Source organism: Pseudobutyrivibrio ruminis DSM 9787, from assembly GCF_900218035.1.
Classification (GTDB): Bacteria; Bacillota; Clostridia; order Lachnospirales; family Lachnospiraceae; genus Pseudobutyrivibrio; species Pseudobutyrivibrio ruminis.
Map to the genome: position 1 here is coordinate 60,858 of NZ_OBMR01000005.1, position 20,224 is coordinate 81,081.

11 protein-coding genes are annotated in these 20,224 nt (G+C 38.9%); 2 read left to right on the top strand and 9 right to left on the bottom strand.

Annotated features, from left to right (window positions below; genetic code table 11):
* Positions 1-24 precede the first annotated feature (24 nt).
* Genes glyA through CRN97_RS05300 form a run of 3 tightly spaced genes read right to left on the bottom strand, consistent with a single transcriptional unit; the run spans position 25 to position 4,970 of the window.
* Positions 25-1,275: a serine hydroxymethyltransferase gene (gene glyA / locus CRN97_RS05290; RefSeq protein WP_097076127.1), complete on the bottom strand. Its 1,251-nt coding sequence runs from the start codon at positions 1,273-1,275 to the stop codon at positions 25-27.
* Positions 1,276-1,290: 15 nt separating this feature from the next.
* Positions 1,291-3,927 (bottom strand): sensor domain-containing phosphodiesterase, encoded by a 2,637-nt coding sequence (locus CRN97_RS05295; RefSeq protein WP_097076128.1) that lies wholly within the window; start codon positions 3,925-3,927, stop codon positions 1,291-1,293.
* A complete protein-coding gene (locus CRN97_RS05300; RefSeq protein ID WP_044937557.1) occupies positions 3,906-4,970 on the bottom strand; it encodes a branched-chain amino acid aminotransferase in 1,065 nt (354 codons plus the stop codon). Before CRN97_RS05300 ends, CRN97_RS05295 begins: the two co-directional genes overlap by 22 nt.
* Positions 4,971-5,192: 222 nt before the next feature.
* Between CRN97_RS05300 and CRN97_RS05305 the strand changes: the two genes are divergently transcribed.
* Both CRN97_RS05305 and CRN97_RS05310 read left to right on the top strand, forming a co-directional pair.
* On the top strand, positions 5,193-7,103 hold the full coding sequence (locus CRN97_RS05305; RefSeq protein ID WP_179670686.1) for an EAL domain-containing protein: 1,911 nt from the start codon (positions 5,193-5,195) through the stop codon (positions 7,101-7,103).
* A 33-nt stretch (positions 7,104-7,136) separates the two neighbouring features.
* Positions 7,137-7,661, top strand: coding sequence for a flavin reductase (locus CRN97_RS05310; RefSeq protein ID WP_074788752.1), 525 nt, complete (start codon positions 7,137-7,139; stop codon positions 7,659-7,661).
* Positions 7,662-7,703: 42 nt separating this feature from the next.
* Here the strand turns inward: CRN97_RS05310 and CRN97_RS05315 are convergent, their stop codons facing one another.
* From CRN97_RS05315 to CRN97_RS05340, 6 genes are all read right to left on the bottom strand, one after another.
* Positions 7,704-8,744: a S66 family peptidase gene (locus CRN97_RS05315; protein WP_097076130.1), complete on the bottom strand. Its 1,041-nt coding sequence runs from the start codon at positions 8,742-8,744 to the stop codon at positions 7,704-7,706.
* 274 nt (positions 8,745-9,018) lie between these two features.
* Positions 9,019-10,386: an MFS transporter gene (locus CRN97_RS05320; protein WP_097076131.1), complete on the bottom strand. Its 1,368-nt coding sequence runs from the start codon at positions 10,384-10,386 to the stop codon at positions 9,019-9,021.
* Between the two features lie 97 nt (positions 10,387-10,483).
* On the bottom strand, positions 10,484-11,245 hold the full coding sequence (locus CRN97_RS05325) for a response regulator (protein ID WP_242962003.1): 762 nt from the start codon (positions 11,243-11,245) through the stop codon (positions 10,484-10,486).
* Between the two features lie 16 nt (positions 11,246-11,261).
* Positions 11,262-13,769: a response regulator gene (locus tag CRN97_RS05330; protein WP_097076132.1), complete on the bottom strand. Its 2,508-nt coding sequence runs from the start codon at positions 13,767-13,769 to the stop codon at positions 11,262-11,264.
* The gene (locus CRN97_RS05335) at positions 13,769-18,046 is read right to left on the bottom strand and encodes a hybrid sensor histidine kinase/response regulator (RefSeq protein WP_097076133.1); all 4,278 of its coding nucleotides are present in this window, start codon (positions 18,044-18,046) and stop codon (positions 13,769-13,771) included. The genes CRN97_RS05330 and CRN97_RS05335 overlap by 1 nt, the downstream gene beginning before the upstream one ends.
* A 33-nt stretch (positions 18,047-18,079) precedes the next feature.
* Positions 18,080-20,200, bottom strand: coding sequence for an HD domain-containing phosphohydrolase (locus tag CRN97_RS05340; protein WP_097076134.1), 2,121 nt, complete (start codon positions 20,198-20,200; stop codon positions 18,080-18,082).
* Between the last annotated feature and the right edge of the window lie 24 nt (positions 20,201-20,224).

The following is a 20,224-nucleotide window of genomic DNA, read 5'->3' on the forward strand; positions in this document are numbered from 1 at the left end:
AAATTAATTATTGTTTCTTTTACTTTAACACATTTCGCCAGAAAGTGGATATTTATCTGTAATTTCTTTTATGATTTTGCGAGCTTTTTCTACGCCAGCTTCCTGCTCCTTGATAACAACTGCAATTGCCTCAGCAACCTTGTCGAAATCATCCTCCTTGAGACCACGTGTTGTAGCAGCTGGTGTACCAAGACGAATACCAGATGTTACAAATGGCGACTTTGGATCATTTGGGATTGTGTTTTTGTTTGCAGTGATATGTGCATCATCAAGAAGCTTCTCAACAACCTTACCTGTAAGCTCGAATGGTGTAAGGTCGATAAGCATCAAGTGATTGTCTGTACCGCCAGAAACAATTTTAATACCTCTATCCTGGAGGCCTTTGCAAAGAGCCTGAGCGTTCTTTACAATCTGCTGACCGTATTCCTTGAATGAAGGGTCCAACGCCTCCTTGAAGCATACAGCCTTACCTGCAATAACATGCATAAGTGGGCCACCCTGGATTCCTGGGAAAACAGCCTTGTTGAAATTGTACTTTTCATTGGCTTCGGCTGTTGCCATAATCATACCACCTCTAGGACCACGAAGAGTCTTGTGAGTTGTAGTGGTAACTATATCTGCATATGGGATTGGGCTCTCATGAACGCCTGCTGCTACAAGACCAGCAATGTGAGCCATGTCCACAAACAGAACTGCATCAACTTTGTCACAGATTTCTCTGAAGCGCTTGAAATCAATCTTACGACAATATGCAGATGCTCCTGCAATAATCATCTTTGGCTTGCACTCAAGTGCTATACGCTCTACTTCATCATAATCGATGAAACCATCATCGTTTACTCCATAAGGAACAATGTTGAAATAGGTACCAGAGAAGTTGGCAGGTGAACCATGTGTAAGGTGTCCGCCGTGATCCAAATTCATACCCATAACTGTGTCCCCTGGCTTAAGCACTGCAAACTGCACTGCCATGTTGGCCTGTGCACCAGAATGAGGCTGAACGTTTACATATTCGCAACCGAATAACTCTTTTGCACGCTCACGAGCAAGCTCTTCGATTACATCTACTTCTGCGCAACCGCCGTAGTAGCGCTTTCCTGGATAGCCTTCAGCGTACTTGTTTGTAAGTACTGAGCCCATTGCAGACATTACTGCTGGTGATACCCAGTTTTCTGAAGCGATAAGCTCGATGTGCTCTGACTGACGATTGAACTCCTTAACAATTGCCTCTGCAACTTCTGGATCTGTGTTTTTGATGTCCTGTAGTGTGTACATTATAATCCCTTTCTTTTATAAATATTTCTTTTCAAACTCGCCTCTAGATAGTGGTTTGTCAAAGAAGAATCCCTGAGCTAAATTAACGGAGAATTTTCCAATCATATCTACCTGCTTGTCCATTTCCACTCCCTCAACGCAAACATCTACGTCTAAGGAATCAGCAAGCTCGGAGATAGTCTTTACAAATGCTTCAGAGAAATGATCTGACTCCATTTCTGAGACAAATGCTTTATCGATTTTGATAGTATCGATAGGCATGCTCCTAATATGATTGAGGGAAGAATAGCCTGTGCCGAAATCATCCAGCGCAACTCTGCATCCCAATTCTCGGATGGCCTTTAATATCTTAACCATCCATTCCATATCATTTATAGCCAAAGACTCTGTTACTTCTAGAGTCAAGTTTCTAGGATTAATTGATGTAACTTCCAGTACATTTTTAAGTTTTTCAATGAAATCATTCTGTGATAACTGAACAACTGACAGGTTAACATTAACCTTGTATTCAGGATGACCGAAATCATTCCAGTGCTTGCATGCCTTGGCAGCTTCCAAAAGAACATGCTCACCAATGGCATTGATAAGCCTCATCTGCTCAGCCTGACTAATAAATTTGTCTGGCATAACCATGCCATATTCAGATGAATTCCATCTAACCAAGGCTTCGGAACCACAGCACTGTGGCAAGCCATTGATAAATTCCATAATTGGCTGGAAATAAACCTCGAATTCCTTACAGTCATCTTCTACAGCTTTTCTCATGGCCTGATCCATTTTGACCTTTTCTGCCATAACTGCTTCGGATTTTGGACTGTAAAACTCAAATCGGTTCTTGCCCTTATTTTTAGCGCCGTGAACTGCGATATTAAGTCTTGTTAGAATATCTGTGGAATCTTCCAAATCAGCAGGTGCTTTTACGCATCCCATACTCATTGTGCAATAGTAATCCTGGTCATTTAGTCGCCATGGATTATCGAAAAGATTCATAATTCTCTTGATAATTAAATCAAGATTTTCGTAATTTTCGTGGTCGATGAGGACTGCAAATTCATCGCCACCTACACGGTAGCATTTGCCGTGGATATAAGAAATATCATTAATGCTATGAGCAACATACTCAAGCAAGTCATCTCCGATTTTGTAGCCCAGTCCTTCGTTGACGCTGGCAAAATCATCCAAGTCAATCATAAGCACCGCAAACTTGGTATCAAGCTTTTTAGCCACATGGAACTCTAAGGAAATATCCTTTTCGCAAGCCTGTCTGTTGTAAAGGCCTGTCAGGATGTCCTCCTGAGCCTGTTTTTCAACCTTCTTTTGGTAAATGCGAAGATCTGTGATGTCGTAGAAAGTAATCATTCTAACATCTCTTCCATCCACCCACTTGAGCGAGTCGATTGAAATGTCGAACCACTTTCCAGAACCATTTGCTGAATAGCCATTAAGCTCAGGAAGTGTGTATCTCTCATCGAAAATGATTTCTTCGATTGCCAACCTATCGACTTCATTTTCAAACATGATTTTGAAGGTATCGTTTGTATAAAGGATTTGGTGATGAGCCAAATCTGCAACAACAACTCCATAGCCAGCATTCTGTAATATTGCTTCCAGCGCATTGTAAGAGCTTGCCAAGGAATTGGTAGTAATCTTTTTTACCAGGACAGTATGAATGATACGCTTGATGTCATTTGCAAAACGCAAATCATCCACAGTCCACTTTCGCTCCTCTCCAATAGAGAAGAAGCACAAATACATTGCAGCCGAATCATTCACATTGATTGGTAGGAAGATAGCTGCTTTAATTCCATATTTTATGAAGAAAATCTCGAAGGCTTCAGGAAGCGAAGCGTCCGATGAAATGGTGTATGGCTTTCCGTTCATAAATGGAAGCTCTACCAAAGGAACCTCCTGGAAGCGAGAAATCAGCGCTTTGCTGCCATCTGCACACCATTCAGAAATCATATCCACACCTATTCCGCTGGAATCAATCTGAAGCAAAGCTGTGTGGGTACAGTCCAAATATCTGCCTGATTCCTTGAGAATATCTTCGGATATCTTTGAAAATGAATTCTCTGACTCCATCAAACGAAGGATATCTGTCATGATTTCATTTTTCTTTAGCTTGTATGTAATTTCATGCTCAACATCTTTTTCTTTCATCAATTTTTGACGCAAGAGATGTGATTTGAATTTTTCTGCGAAATAATACTTTGTAAGAGTTTCGATTAGTGAAATTGATTTGTCGAAGGAATCCTTCGTTGTAAGACGAATCGAGGAATCCAATCTAACTTCGATAGGAAGCTGAGTTCTATCAACACCAAAGCAAAGCCATGCCCCCATAAGCTCTCCTTCGGAGCCTCTGATAGCAACGCCCCTGTACATGAGATAATCATTTGTGCCATATCTTTCCACGATGTTTTCCGCGGAACCATCCACAAAAGAATCAACAATTTCTCTTCTGAGTTCAGGCGAGAAATTAGAGTCAACAAAATCCTCCTCAGGCTTTGAGCCTGAGAAGGATGTAATTTGTCCTAAATTTTTCCCAATACACATGATATACATATCATTAGATTTGCAGAATACGTCCTGTAATGACTGCATATCATCATTATTGATTTCCAATTCAAAATTTAATCTACTAGAGTTGTCCATCCATATTTGTCCTCGAGCCTACCCCACTGGATACCTGTAAGAGTATCGTAAAGCTTCTGTGTAAGCTCTCCGGTTTTACCTCCATTTATTACAACAACATCATCCTTAAAACGGAGCTCACCTACTGGAGAAATAACTGCTGCTGTTCCTGTACCAAAGACCTCCTCAAGCTTGCCTTCATGGCCAGCCTTCATAAGATCATCAATTGCGAGGCGCTCCTCTCTAACATTATATCCCCAATCTCTTAATAAATGGATCATAGAATCTCTAGTAACACCTGGGAGTACGGTACCAACTGTTGGAGCTGTCCAAATCTCTCCATCAATCTTGAACATGATGTTCATTGTACCAACTTCCTCAACGTACTTACGCTCGTTACCATCCAGCCAAAGAACCTGAGAATAGCCAAGCTTCTCTGCCTTTACCTGACCTGCGATAGAACCCGCATAATTTCCACCACATTTTGTAAAGCCAGTACCGCCTGCAACTGCTCGTACTAATTCATTTTCTACTAAAATCTTTACTGGGTCAAGTCCTGTTGCATAATATGCGCCAACTGGACAACAAAGAATCATAAATTTGTATGATTTTGCCATATGAACGCCAAGAGCAGCCTCTGTAGCAAACATAAATGGTCTGATGTAAAGTGATGTATCTTTCTGAGATGGAACCCAATCCTGCTCTGTCTTAACAAGAGCCTTAACAGCTGCAACAAAGTCCTCAACTGGGAATGCTGGCATGCAAAGTCTTTCGTTTGAATTAATCATTCTCTTTGCATTCATTTCAGGTCTGAAAAGCTGGATTTTACCATCCTCACGACGATATGCCTTCATACCTTCAAATGTCTCCTGTGCATAATGGAGAGTCATGCATGCTGGATCTAATTCAATTGGTCCCTCTGGGACAATTCTGGCATCGTGCCAACCGATTTCTCTATCCCAATCGCAGACAAACATGTAGTCTGTCATATACTTTCCAAATCCAAGGTTGTTCCAGTCTGGTTTTTCTTTTAATTGTTCACGCTTTTCAAATCTGATTTCCATTTTCCGCCTCCATGAAATCTATGCTTTGATCTTATTAAATATTAATAGAAATTTTACCCCTTTCATCTGGTACGAGTCAACACTTTAACGCACTAAATTATTAAATTTTTTCGATAGTTTTTTGTCACTTTTTGAACATTCTTTGAACTTTCTGAGTTTTAGGCAATTCCACGTAAAATGAATGCTATAATCAGTTTAAATACTACACATAGGAATGATTTTATGAATATATATACTCAAGTATGCGGCCTGATTATTGTATCCATGCTCCTGTTCTTTTATAAACGTCAGCCGACTATGGGGCTTGTTTCAGAGCGCCGTTTTATCGAAACCTTATATGCTATCTTGGCTTGCGTCATCCTAGATATTGCTTCTTGTTATTTCATAGTTTATGGATATCGATACAATCCAATGATTACAACAATAGTAGGCAAATTCTATCTACAGTCACTTCAAATTGTTTCATTCTTTGCCTTTAAATACACCGTTTCAGACATTGTGGAAACAAAAGGAAGTCGTGCTGAGATACTTTTAGATAGATTCATCAAATTTTGCTTTGTTGGAGGAGTTTTATTAACTCTGTATTTGCCTCTCAATTTTTATTACGACGGAATCAAGCTATATTCCTATGGTCCAGCTGCCATACTGACATATGTTTTGGCAACCATTTACATTTTGAGCGTTGCTTTATCTGCTTTCCTTTTGCGACATCACATCAAACGCCAAAAGATTCATGCCCTTCTTATATGGATGGTTATTTGGAGCTTGGCTGCAATCATTCAGTTTATAAGGCCACAATATTTGATTGTCAGCTTTGCCGCATGCATTGGCGCATTAATAATGTATTTTGAATTGGAAAATCCGCAGGGAGCTATCTCCAGAAAAACCGGTCACTTCAGTTCCGCTGTTATACATGACTATTTTGATTTTCTTTATCAGAATAAGAAAACATTTTCATTGATGATGATTTCCTTCAAAACTGTGGGAGATGCAGTCAATGAAAATAAACTACTCAGACAGACAATAGAAAAGCTTTCTGAGTTTCTATTTAGCATTGATACAGCCAAAGTTTTCGATACCGCCGAAGGCTATTTCCTTTTGGTATTCGACAGCACCGATTTTATGGAAAGCACAAAGTTTAAAATTGCCACCTATTTTCAATCCATAGAGGACAATCCTGATGTAGCCGATGCCATTACTCTACTAAATCCTTTCTACACTATCATTCCAAATTGTAATGTAGCCGAGGATGCAGATGAGCTTCAAATGCTTCTAACAAACTTCATTCCTAGCAGTCGTGATTTAACTAGTAAAAATGAAGTTGTGGTTAACTCAGAAACTATGGCAGAGCTTAGGAAGCGAAAGCTGGTGGAAAAAATGGTTGTTTCTGCCATGGAAGAAGACAGAATCGAAATGCATTATCAACCTATTTACAACATTTCAACTGGCTTATTCACAGGTGCTGAAGCACTTGTTCGAATTAGATTAAAGGATGGTACTTTAGTTTACCCAAATGATTTCATCCCTGTTATGGAAGAAACCGGACGAATCATTCCACTATCAGACAGTATTTACAGAAAAGTCCTTTCCTTTATGAAATCATACCGAGTTGAAAAGCTTGGAATTGAAAAAATAGAGATTAATCTTTCTGTTAAGCAAGGTGAAAGTCCTGTGTTTGTATCAAGATTTACTGAGTTGTTGGAGCACTACGCAGTTTCACCATTGCTTATAAATATGGAAATCACAGAAACCAGCTCCTTAATCAGTAAGGAAAACATTCTAAATAACATGAAGAAGCTTGAAGAAAAAGGAATTTCCTTCTCACTAGATGATTTTGGTTCTGGCACATCCAATTTGAATTACATAATTGATATGCCTGTAAGTATTGTAAAGCTGGATAAGCATTTGACTGATGAGTATTTTAAGAATAACAAAGCACGGGCTATCGTAAAAACTGTTATAGATATGGCTCATTCAATGGATATTAAGATAATTGCCGAAGGAATCGAGACCGAAGAAGCACTTGAAACTATGAAAACTCTGGGGGTTGATTACATTCAGGGATACTATTTCACAAAACCATTACCTGAGCATGAGTTTTTAAAGTTTCTTCAAAGCAATAACCTTAAATAACCATCAAATAATAATAGAGAGAAGGAGAATCATATGCATACTTTTCAACCTTATCCAATTAATATGTTGGAATGGAATCCAATCCAAAAGCTTGCGGATGACGGTATTGCAATCGTTGCTGAGGCAGACGGAAAAGTCAATGCCACCTCATCCCACAACGGAGGTGTAGGCCATATTTGGGGTAAACATGTAGTCTACGCTTTTCTCCGCAACACACGATACACAAAAGAATTACTGGATAAATCTGAGTATTTTTCAGCATGTTTCTTCGACATGAGCGACAAAAACAACGTGCAGCTGATGAAGGTACTTGATCAGCTTAGTGGTCGCAATGAAGATAAGCTTCGCCTCTGCCACGTAGATATTGAGCACGCTATGAAAGCACCTTACATCGATGATGCGAATTTCATTATCCTCTGCCGTAAGATTGCCGCCGTTCCAATGACAGAGAACACCGTTTTGGACGATGCTATCCTGAATAAACAGTACACCGAGCGTCACTTGGATGATTTCCACACCATGTACATCGGCGAAATATTAGATATTCGCGCAAGATAAAATAAGGCTGACCATAACTGGTCAGCCTTTTCTTTAGTTGAACTACTTCAAACTATATTCTATTGTTATATTTCCCATGTCTGTGCCAACTGTAGCCATAGCTCCAGATATAATTGGCATTGCAGGTGCAATATGTCCTACGTCCGCATCCATTACTATAGGCACATTGTACTTTCCAAGAATTCCAGTGACTGCATTATACTGATCAAGTCCCATCATTTCCTCCTGCCAAGCTGCCAGCGGACGACCAATTATAAAGCCTTTGGCATTCTCAAACCATCCTGCTCTATCCAGATTCCACAGTGCTCTACGTATAGACATGACATTTAAGTCGCAGGCCTCCAAAAACCAAATCACACCTTCATCGCTGTATCGCTTATTGAACTCTGCCACCTTATCGTATTTTGTGCCAACAAGATTTGCAAGACAGTCCAGACATCCTCCTGTGATTCTGCCTGTAAACTGAGGCAAACGATTCACTGCTGCATCGCCACTATAAAGCTTTAATTCCTTTTTCTCTGTGAGATTGTATGAAACAAGGGGATGCTCCTCGTCCTTAAGTGACTCCAGCTCAAACATGTCGTATCCTGACACTTTATCAAGCTCTCCGGTAAATGCCTTTATGGAATCAAGCAAAGCCTGGTGAAGGTACTCTGCACCGAAAGCTCCTATGCTTGGTCCATAGATAGATGCCACATCGCAGATAGTATTAAGAAGAAAAGTGAAATTGGTATTGTCTGAGTATCCCATGTACCACTTTGGCGCAGCATTTTTAACTGCATCGAAATCAACATAATCCAAAGTCTCACACATCAACTCTCCACCGCCACAACTGATAAGCATGTCGTTGTCTGATGAACAATAATACTCTGTAAGCTCGGTTCCACAGTTAAGAGGTGTGGAGCTGATTCCGATTCCATCATCCTTTCGGCAGTTAGGCCCTTCTACTATGGAATAGCCCATTCCTTTAAATCTATCTATGGCTGCATCCATACAGCTTTTATATGGTTCAAATGTACATCCAAAGGATGGTGCAACAAGTCCGATTGTGCCATTCTTTTTTAGAAACTCAGGATATCTCATTTCATTCTCTCCAATCTGATATTACTGCAAAAATAAATATGAGGGAGCAAAACTTCCCTCATATTTATTCTACATAATACTATTTACTTTGCAAAGACTTCTAGCGGTATTAAACACACCGCCAACGTAAATGCGATAACACATCCTGTTATCATGCGTAAAGCTAAATTAAACATACTCCCCATCCCCATAAAATATTAAATCTTGTTTTTCTTTAATATATTATGGCATATTTCCCTGGGAAAAAATTGTTTTTCACAATCATTTCATTTTTCTAGATTTCCTCGCTACCCTTCAGTTCCTTGATGCGACCAAGTATCTGCTTTTCATTGAATGTGAAGAAGATACAAGCTCCAATGAAGCAAGTAACAAATGCGATAGCTGCTGTCATACGGTAGCTTCCTTTTGTCTGGGCAACTGTTACCGATGTGAATACAACCATGGCAATAGCCTGCCCCATCTTGAATGCAAATGTACGAGCTGCAAAGAACATACCGCTTCTGTCCTCTCCAGTTTCAAGACGTGTAAGCTCAGCAACATCGGCAACACATGCCTGTGGAAGAATTCCAAGGATTGCCATAGGGATAGATGCTGCAACGGCAATAATGAAGCCCCACTGTAATCCCTTGCCACAGAATGTTGTTACAAGGAATACACATGCGTATGCAAAGAATCCAATGATAATAAGCTGCTTCTTTCCAATTTTCTTAGCTAAGATGTTTACTGCTGGATAGAGGCAAACGCTGATGAATGTCATTGTTGCAGTAAGGACAAATGTCCATGTATCTTCGATTTCCATAAGCTGTGTCTCGTAGAATGCAAGACCTGTCTGGAATAATGTAAGTGCAAAGAAATAAATAACATCACTGTATACGAAATGTCTGAACTGCACATTAGAGAATGTCTTAACAAGTGATGAAAATGGCTTTGTCTCACTTGGTTTGCTTTCGATATAATCACGCTCGTTAATATAGAATGCCGGAATGAGCATTGCTATACATGCAATTGCAGCCATGATTGCAACTGACATTCTGATGGAACCAGCCTGTCCAAAGCTTCCCTCCAAAGCTCCCGCAACGTTTGGAAGTAAGAATGAAATAGACTGACCTACAATAAATGTAAATGAAATGTATGTTGATACGTTTATACGATGCTGCTGTGTGTCACCTAGCTCTGCAATAAGAGCGTTGTAAGGTGTGCAGAACATTGTCATAAAAAGATAGAACACCATTAAAAGCACAAATAAAACTACGTCATTTACAACTACGTTACTTGTTTGTGGAAGCACGAAAAGACCAATAGTACATAGAGCAAATGGTACTGCCATGGCTCTCATAAATGGAATACGTCTTCCGCCCTTGTAGTCAGCACCATCTGACCATCCAGCAATAAGTGGATCTGTGATTGCATCGAAAATTCGACCGCAGGCAAGCACAAGACCAAACAATGTTAATTTGAAAAGAATTGGATTTTGAGTGATTCCAGATGCAAAAAGACCTGTGTTAGGATTCTGTGCACTTGGTGTACCTGTGTAGTAGTAAACCATCCAGTTAGATACCACACCAGACAGAAGACTCCATCCAAACTGCCCTAATGCAAAGATCCATAAGAGTTTGTTAGTAATAGGTTTGAGTTGTTTCATTATTCAATTATCCCCCTTTATATTTATACCCAAGTAAAATTATATACCCTTTTTTCAGCAAATTAAAGGGCCAGCATAATGCTGACCCTGCAATAATTCATTCTTTTGGCACGAAGAATAATTTGAGTTTGCTAAGCAACTCATCCTTTCCTATAGTCTTCAGGAAGTACCCCTCTGGCTTGAGAGCTACTACCGCCATAACACTATCCTTATCATCCCTGCCAGTCAAAAACATAACCGGAATGTCCCTTGTATCATCATCTGCCCTAAGCATTTCAAGAACCTGTGGGCCGTCAGTTACAGGCATCTCGTAATCCAGTAATATCAAATCTACTTTGTTGGCCCCTAGCCACTTGATAGCTCTAAGTCCTGATGTTGCCATGGAAACCTTGTAGGTGTCCTTGAGCCATTCACGTACGAGATTCATATAGTTTGGATCATCATCCACAATCAGAATGCTCTTTTTAAGCGCACCTGTGGATGCCTTCATATAGTAGTTATTAACCACATCAATGTATTTTTCATAATCAAGCGGCCTTGGTAGAATATCGCATATAAATTCTTTTGGTATGCCCTTAGCAACCTCGCTTGTATCGTTAGGCTCTCCAATCAAAACAATTTCCATATCCTTATCAGCCATTTTATCAACAAGGAAGCGTTCCACTTCCTCATCAAGCCTTTCATCTGGCTCCATATAAAAAGTAATCAGTGATACACCATCAAGATTGTCATTTATCTCATTTAACTTTGTCACCACAAAGTTTGCATTTATTCTTGCATCTGCCAATTTTTTTAATAATACCCTGATAATAAAGGACTCCTTTTGACCAATTATCAGTACCTTTTCATCCTGCCCCATACATATCCTCCACTATTTATTTGTCCTTTAAAAGATCTTCCATCTTATCCCAATCAAAAGTTCTAAGTGCCTTTTCAATATCTGCTACTAACACTGCTTCTTCCTTTGGTAGACGATATTCGTGCACTTGTTCAAGCACCATCTCTATTGAATCGTAATCCATTTGTGGAGCTAATTCTTTTATTGCCTGGTATGCTTCCTGCAACTCAGAGTCAGAAATTAATTCCTTATCACTATCATCCTCTACTTCAATTAAATTTTCCAGCTTTTCTTTAAATTTTCTATATTCTTTTAGTAATTTTTCACTATTGTTTTGGATAAACTCCACATTTCCAGTCTTGCCCGCATCCTCCAGCTCTTTTGCAAGATTAGAAAGATTCATCGCTCCTATTATTCTGGCTGTACTCTTTAGTGCGTGAACTTTAACAGTAAAGAATTTTAAATCTTTTTCATCAAAGGCCTTTTTGATAGTGTTTGCATTTTCTTCAAGGGTGTCTACAAACATCTTTAACGCATCAACAAAGCCTTCTCCACTTCCGCTGTATCTGATTCCATCTTCCACGGAAATGCCTTCCACATCGTTAATCCAATCGTACTCATCTGGAAGTTCCATCTCTTGAACTGGTAAATCAGCCTCATCTACATCCATTACCACGCTGTTTGGTAAAAACTCTCTAATAGTTTTCTCCAGAGTTTCACCATCCACCGGTTTAGGAAGATATCCATCGAAGCCCTTGGAGGTGTAGAACTCGTCGCCATTTGAAATATAGTTTGCAGTAAGTGCAATAACTGGAAGCTTTTTATGCTTCTCTCTTATCTTGGCAACAGTTTCAAGACCATCCATGCCCGGCATCATGTGATCCAAAAGTACGATGTCATAGTTTGACTCCTCGAGCTTTTGCAAGCACTCTTCACCTGAAGCCGCTGTAACTATGTACATCTTTGTAGCAGAAAGCAATCCTTTGATTACCGAAAGGTTCATCGGATTATCATCAACTACAAGTGCACTAACATCTGGCGCAATGAATCTAGGAATATATGCACCCTTTGCTGGAGCTTCATCATAGCTTTCAAAATCTCCAATAATTGTGTTTTCAACAACCTTTTGGCTTATTTCAAATGAAAATACCGTGCCATGGCCATATTCACTGGTGCAATCGATTTTGCCACCCATCATCTCAGCAAAATGTCGTGAAATATCAAGTCCCAATCCAGAACCCTTGATATTACTATTCTTAACCACATCAAGAAGCTCAAATGCTGAAAACAAATCCTCCAGCTCCTCTGGACGCATTCCGATACCAGTATCTTTAACAGTAAATCTGATTTTACAGTCTTCCTGCTTTCTCTCTAAAAGCTCCACCTGAAAATCGATATGCCCCTCTTCGGTATTCTTTACAGCATTGGTCAAAATATTAATAACAATCTGCTTGATTTTATTTACATCACCAAATACCTTTTCAGGAAGGTTTTTATCTACCTCCACATTGAAATCTATTTCCTTAGCTTCACATTTTGGTCGAATCATTGCTACAAAGTTTTTCAGAAGCTCATTCAAATCATACTCATGCTCATCAATGTGCATGCTGCCTGATTCGATTTGAGAAATATCCAAAATATCATTGACCAAAATAAGTAAGGATTCTGATGCCGCCTGTATATCCTTGGCGTACCCCATAACATTTTTGTAGTAGTCCTTTGGAACATCTGTGGCATCCTCACGAAGAATCATTTCATCCATGCCCATGATGGTATTAATAGGTGTACGAATCTCATGAGAGATATTTGCAAGGAATCTGGACTTTGCAGTGTTTGCTTCCTCCGCCCTAATCTTTGCCTCATTTAATTCATTAAGGTTTTTAATTTCGAAGAAATACAAAAGGACAACCATTCCTACAAGTGTGATATTTATGAGGGACAGTCCGTAAAAAAATATCTGCAATACAGTTGCCACATAAGGCATGGCACCGAACAAAAATACCGGTATAAACTCATTTCTGCTAAGCGACTTACGGTAAGCAATAATTGAATACAACTGAGTTGTCAACATTAAAAACGGCATAACATAACTAAGTATGTAGCCGCTTCCTCGCTGATATCTGTTCATCTCATCAAAGGTGTAATACAGCCCCGTAAACTGAGATACAATGAGCATTAACATACCTGATGTAAAAAATATCTCATTAAAGTATAACTGCTTTGGCACCCTATTTAACTTATCTTGCCCTCTGTATAAATCTATCAAATATAAATTAAATGAATGTGTTGCAGCAAGAGAAAACATATACACACAAAAATTGCTTATTCTCACCATGTAATAGCCTAACTCACTCACATCTCCTCGATAGATATAAGCGTACCTATCGAACAAAAGCAGTAACATAGCAACTGTCTGCATGTATAAAAGTATTCGTCTTCTTGTTGGTGTCATTGTTCTAGTGAAAGCTGTAAGAATCATCAAAACTCCGCAAGCTCCACTAAAAAACAACATTACACTTAATTGTATTCTTTGTAAAAATTCCATTATCTCGTCCCCTGAAGCAGCTCTTCCATTTTGTCCCAATCAAAAACTTTAAGATATTTTTCCAGATCCTTAACCAGCTTTTCTTCCTCTTCAGTTAAGGTAAATGCCTTTAACTGATCTAAAACCATCTCAACTCCCTCATAATCCATCTGAGGTACCAGCTCGATAAGTGCCATTAATGCCTCTGAAAACTCTTCGTCTTTGATACTAATATGTTTCTCTTGGGCTACTTCTTTACCATTATCTTTTGCTAATTTTGAAAACTTATTTTTAAAATCTCGATACTGCTGCAAAAGAACAGCACTGTGATTATTGATGTAATCTTCATCCTGCTTCTTGCCAGCATCCTCAAGATCTTTTGCCAAATTGCTTAGTTCCTTTGCTCCGATTATTCTCGCAGAAGTCTTCAAAGCATGAACCTTTACTGTAAATAACCTATAATCCTTTTCTGCAAGTGCATCCTCAATAATGACTGCATTATCATCAATAGTGTCATAGAACAGCTGTACAGAAGATACAAAGGTATCCACTCCACCATTATTATTTATGCCTTCTTCAACGGATATTTCTTTCACATCCCTAAGCCAAGCCATATCATCTGGTAAATCCGTATTTACGTTAGTACCATCTGCCTCATTTAATTCCATTACCACATGATCACTTAGATGCTTTCGAATTATCTTTTCTAAAGCTATACCATCCACTGGCTTTGTTACATATCCATTGAAGCCTCTTGATGTGTAATAATCGTCTCCTTCAGGCATTGAGTTAGCTGTAAAGGCGTATACTGGTAAATCAGGATACTTTTTTCTAATCTTTGCAACTGTTTCTACTCCATCCATGCCAGGCATTAAATGGTCAAGAAATACTACATCGTATTCACCATATTTAAGCTTCTCTAAGCACTCCTCACCTGATACGGCTGTTGTCACAAATACTTTTGTTTCCTTCAATAAACCTTTTACAACTGTAAGGTTCATTTTGTTGTCATCTACAACCAAAACAGATGCGTCCGGTGCTACAAAAAGTGGTGCATAAGGGCCTCTCATAGCCTCGGCAACATCCTCGTTAAACTCACCAATTGGTGTTTCATCCACGATTTCCTGTTCAATAATAAATTTGAACTCAGAACCCTCGCCATAAACACTTTCACATGTAAGCGAGCCATTCATCAGCTCTGCAAATTGTTTTGATATATCCAGGCCCAGACCTGTTCCCTGAATTTCTGTGTTTCTTTCCTCATCCAGGCGCTCAAAGGCAGAAAACAGCTTGTCGATATCTTCTGCTTTTACACCAATTCCAGTATCCTTAACAGAAAACAGAATCTTACACTTGCCCATTGTCTGTTCCAAAACTGCAATCTTTAATGTAAATCCACCTTCCTCTGTATACTTAACAGCATTAGTAAGAAGATTTAATACTACCTGCTTGATTTTTCCAAAGTCGCCATAAAGCTTAGCTGGTAGTTTCTCATCAATATCCAAATCAAAACTAAGTCCCTTTTGGTCGCTTCTTATGCGAATCATTTTGACCATGCCTCTGATTTGTTCTTCTGTGCGATATTCCTGTTCAACAAGATGCATCTTTCCAGACTCTATCTTTGACAAATCCAAAATATCATTGATAAGACTAAGCAATGTCTCAGCTGCTGAGCGAATATCCAAAGCATAATTTACTATGGACATATAGTAGTTCCTTGAAGCATCATCTCCATTCTCACGAAGAATCATCTCATCCATACCTAAAATAGTATTAATAGGTGTTCTTATTTCGTGAGACATATTTGCCAAGAATCTAGACTTGGCACTATTGGCCCTTTCAGCTTCTTCCTTGGCTACCTGGATTTCCTTGTACTGCTTGCGAATAACAGTATTGGTCATAATTCGCCATACTAAAAGTGCAACAAGCAAAGCTACCACCGCGCCTATTAAAAATCGCACAATCACAAGTTCAAATACGTGTGGCTTCTTTTCTATCGTATATACGGAATCCTGATATATCCTCTGCGTGTTGTCGTCAATTATCTGAAGATGAAGAGTGTATGTTCCATAGCTAAGGCCTGTGTATTCCAGAGCTCCAAGCTCACTTTGGTAATCAGTAATACCTGACTTTGAATCACCGTCAAGATATATTCTTACAAGTGGATCAGACAAGGTATAGTTCAGGATAGCTGGTTTCATAAAAACACGGCCGGCATCTGCAGGAATAGTGTATACTCCGTTTTTATCTGGCTCTACCTCTATGCCATCGTACTCAATTTCTTTTAGGCTTATTTTTATTTCACTGGTCTGTCTAAAGAACTTATCTATGTTTACAGAATTTACCCCTGAACGTCCTGCGATATAAAGATTGCCATCCTCATCAATTGCACTAAAAGCATTAGCAGTTGGTATACTTGTAAGCCCAGTTGATGAATTATACAAAGCATACTCTACAATGTTATCTTCTAACATAGACTTATTGTCCACACAGAAAATGCCATATGAAGACAATACCCAGTAGTTATCATTATCATCAGCAACAATATCGAAATTGTTGTTGTATGGGAAGGTCTTTACGTTATATATTTCTCCACCCTGAATGTACTGAATTGAGTTGGATGTAATTATCCAATCAACGCCATGAGCTTCATCATTCTTTACACGGAGAATAACGTCTGATGTGAGACCAGCGTCTCTGTCTAGCTTACTAAGTTGTCCATCTGAATAGCAGAACAGACCGCCACCATCTGTGCCAATGTAGATTGTTCCATCAGCACTTTCTTCCACTGTAAGGCACACCTCATTCTCAAGACCGTCAGCTGCGGTAATAGTTTTTACCACCTGACCAGTCTTGATAAATGCTGCTCCATCATTTGTACCAACCAGGATTGTTCCATCTTTAGCAATAGTCGTACATCTAATGCCATCACTAATAAATCCATTTTCCTGATTGTAGAATGTCATCTGCCCATTTTCTGAATAACAGATAAGACCAAAGCCATTGTTGTATGTTGATATCCACAGATTGTTTTTATCATCAACTGTAAGACATCTTATACGGGTATCTGCTAATAGTTCTGTAAGCTCATTCTCTATGGCCTTGTACTTTTTATTAACAATATTTAGCCCTTTGTCTGTACCTATGTAAATATCCTCGCCATACAAACATGTGGAATTCACTACCTGATTTTCCAAACCGGCTAAATCAGTAATGTTTTGGAAGTTTGTTGTGACAATTTTTGCAACACCCTGTCTTGTAGATGCGATCCACAAGTTTCCCTGATAATCAGAGGTAACCATTTCTATTCCACTACTTATAGGAATGTTTTGTGGAACATGGAAATTGTTTTTTGCATCTAAATATCCCACCTGGTCATCGCTTATTACCCACAACCTTTTACAGACATAAGTAACATTAGCTATACTTGTAACATAATTGGATAAATCGATAGACTGTAAATCAGAAAAATCATCAGAAAGACTTCCATGATAAAGAATTCCTGTATCACTTCCTATGTAATATTCATCTTCTGCTTCACTATCTGGATAGATTGTAGAAACTGTGCCCTCTATTATATCTGTACTTGCATAATAATTTGTGACGGAATCGTTATTTATTACAAATACATCACCATCCCTTGTATTTCCAACTATTCTGTCCTTGGAATCAGTGTAGAGTCGAGTAATATATTCGTCTTTTAATCTATCATCATCTAACTCAACCACATTTAGCTCTTCATCAATTAAGCATATTCCACCTGTTGTTCCCACAAAAATATCACCATGGGAATCTTCTGCAAAGCTCCTTATGGTTGATGCTGGTAGACCTTCTTTGTATGTGATTTGGATATGGTCATTTCCATCGATAATCACAATTCCATTATCGTTTGTGCCAACCCAAATTCGCCCCTTGCTATCTTCAAAGAGGGCTTTTCCATTTGTCAAACCATCTGAAGAATCAAGTCTTTCAAAAGTGGTGCCATCGTATTTGATGATTCCACCATAGCTGCCAATCCAAATATATCCATCACTTGCTGCCAAAATGCAATTTGCATCAGAGGTTGGAAGACCATTAGTTGCATCATAAAGCTTTGTAGCATAACCCACATCCCTTAACTGATGGGAAACTGCATAACCGCCACCATTTCTTTCTAAATTTTCCGTAGCTGAAGAAGATCCATCTACATTTGAATCTTTCGCATAGCTATATGATGTTTGATATAAAGCTGTGACTGATAAAAGCGTTGCCGATGCCATAACTAATGCCAGCATCTTCACTGCATTTTCTTTTTTCATTTACTCTGCCCCCTAAAGCTGCGAACCAAAAAACTATTCCTGATACTTCTTCAGTACTCTTCGAACTTCTTTTTCAGCATCTACAAATACTTCAACACATTTTGGATCAAAGTGTGTTCCTGAATCCTTCACTATAATATCCATGGCCTTTTCAAAAGGCATTGGGTCCTTGTAAACTCTCCTTGCTGTCAGAGCATCAAACACATCTGCCACTGCCATTATTCTTGCAGACAGTGGGATTACTTCTCCCTTCAATCCCTCAGGATAGCCTGAACCATCCCATTTTTCATGATGATAGGCCGCCATATTTCTGGCTTCCTTCAAATAGCTTTCTCCCTTAACTGTACTGATAGCCTTTTCCATAATTGCCTTTCCAGCAGTTGTATGGGTCTTCATAATTTCATATTCTTCGTCCGTAAGCTTTCCAGGCTTATTTAATACAGCATCCGGAATATTGATTTTTCCTATATCGTGCAAAGGTGCTGACATTTCCACATCGGCAATAAATTTTGGTGTAAGTTTCTTTGAATAGTATCCCTTCTTTTTCAGTCCTGCCAAAATTATCTTTACATAATCAGCAGTTTTTTGAATATGATAACCTGTATCAGAGTCACGGTTTTCCACCAAGTCTGCCATGGTTATAATCAAACCTGTCTGCATCTGGTTAATAGCCTTTGCCTGTTGTCTAACATCCTTCATCTTTTCAGATGTGCTCTCTGTCATAGTGCAAAGGGTTCTATAAAGGTTTTCTATTTCATCCCCTGTATGAATATCAAGGGCTTTTATCTTTCGTACGTTTTCTTCAAGTGCTGTCTGATTGTCATCATCAGACATGAAATCATTGGTACATGCAGCCATACTATTTATTGGGTATACCAAGAAATATCTGGATAGCCACATACCATAAGCTAATATCAAAAGGAAAAATCCTGAAAAAATCAATACAACCTTTATTACATAGCCTTTGAAATAGTCAGAAACATAGTCCATCTTTACATCGGCGCAGGCATAGCAAACTGTGTTTCCACTATAATCCTTAACTGGATAATACTTTGTCACAACCCAACCAGATTTTTCATTTGATTCTATTGGGGCTATTTCTTCTCCAGCAAACAGAGCTGGTAAATACTCTTCAAAAGCCTCCTCAAAAGGAACTATTTCACCTGGTGCATATGGCTCCTCTGTATCTGTTGCCAAATCAAATATGAACTGACAACCATCCTCACGAATACGTACCACATAAAGATACTCTACGCCTTCAAAGTTTGATCTTATGTCATAAAGAGCATTTTCGATTTCAATATAATCTCCAACTTCGTGGCCTTTTTTTGCATAAGCATCTAGTCTATCAGTATTTATTACATTGGATGCCATTTTTGCAGCACCTGTAGCATTGGCAATATATCTTTCCTTTGCATTTGTATAGAACAAGTGCATGCTTATTACGCCCATAATGATTGTCATTGTAAATGCTGCTATTACAAGCATTCTTGAAACACGCTTTTGAAGCTTTCCACCATTTTTCTTGGAAGAAAGCTTAATACGCTTCAGCTCTACAGGAGTAAGCGGGCGCTGTTGCCAACCAATATCCCATATTCCATCTAGATTTTTTTCTGGTATAAACTTCAAAACCAAAAATACTATCCAGACAGCGATGCCTTTATCAACAATATTCAAGCATGTATTTACAAGGAAAAACCAAACATAGAAATTCAGACCAAAATGGGTAGCCATATACTCTGATAGATGGCTAACTTCTACATACTGAGGCTGGCCCAACAGTAAAAACTGAATGATAGCACCCAGCCCGCCTGATATTAAAGCCAATATCAATATGAATACTAAGTACATGTATTTCTTTTTAAAATATTTTCTGTGCACGAAAACAGCTGTGACTCCAGCCATAAGGACGCTTAAGATTGCGTAATAGATGGCAAAAGGATTGTACAGGCTGCAGATAAGATTTGTAAAAACTGCAACCAAAAATCCCGGTAGCATACCGCAAACAGCGGCAACACCAATAGTACCTATGCTATCAAAGTACATAGGCAATTCTACCTTGTATGAAAGAAATGACAGGGCGAAGTTCAGGAATACTCCTCCAAATATCGCCACATAATTTAAGATTACACTTCGTTCAACCTTTTTTTTCATCACTCTGTCCCCTTATGCGTAGTA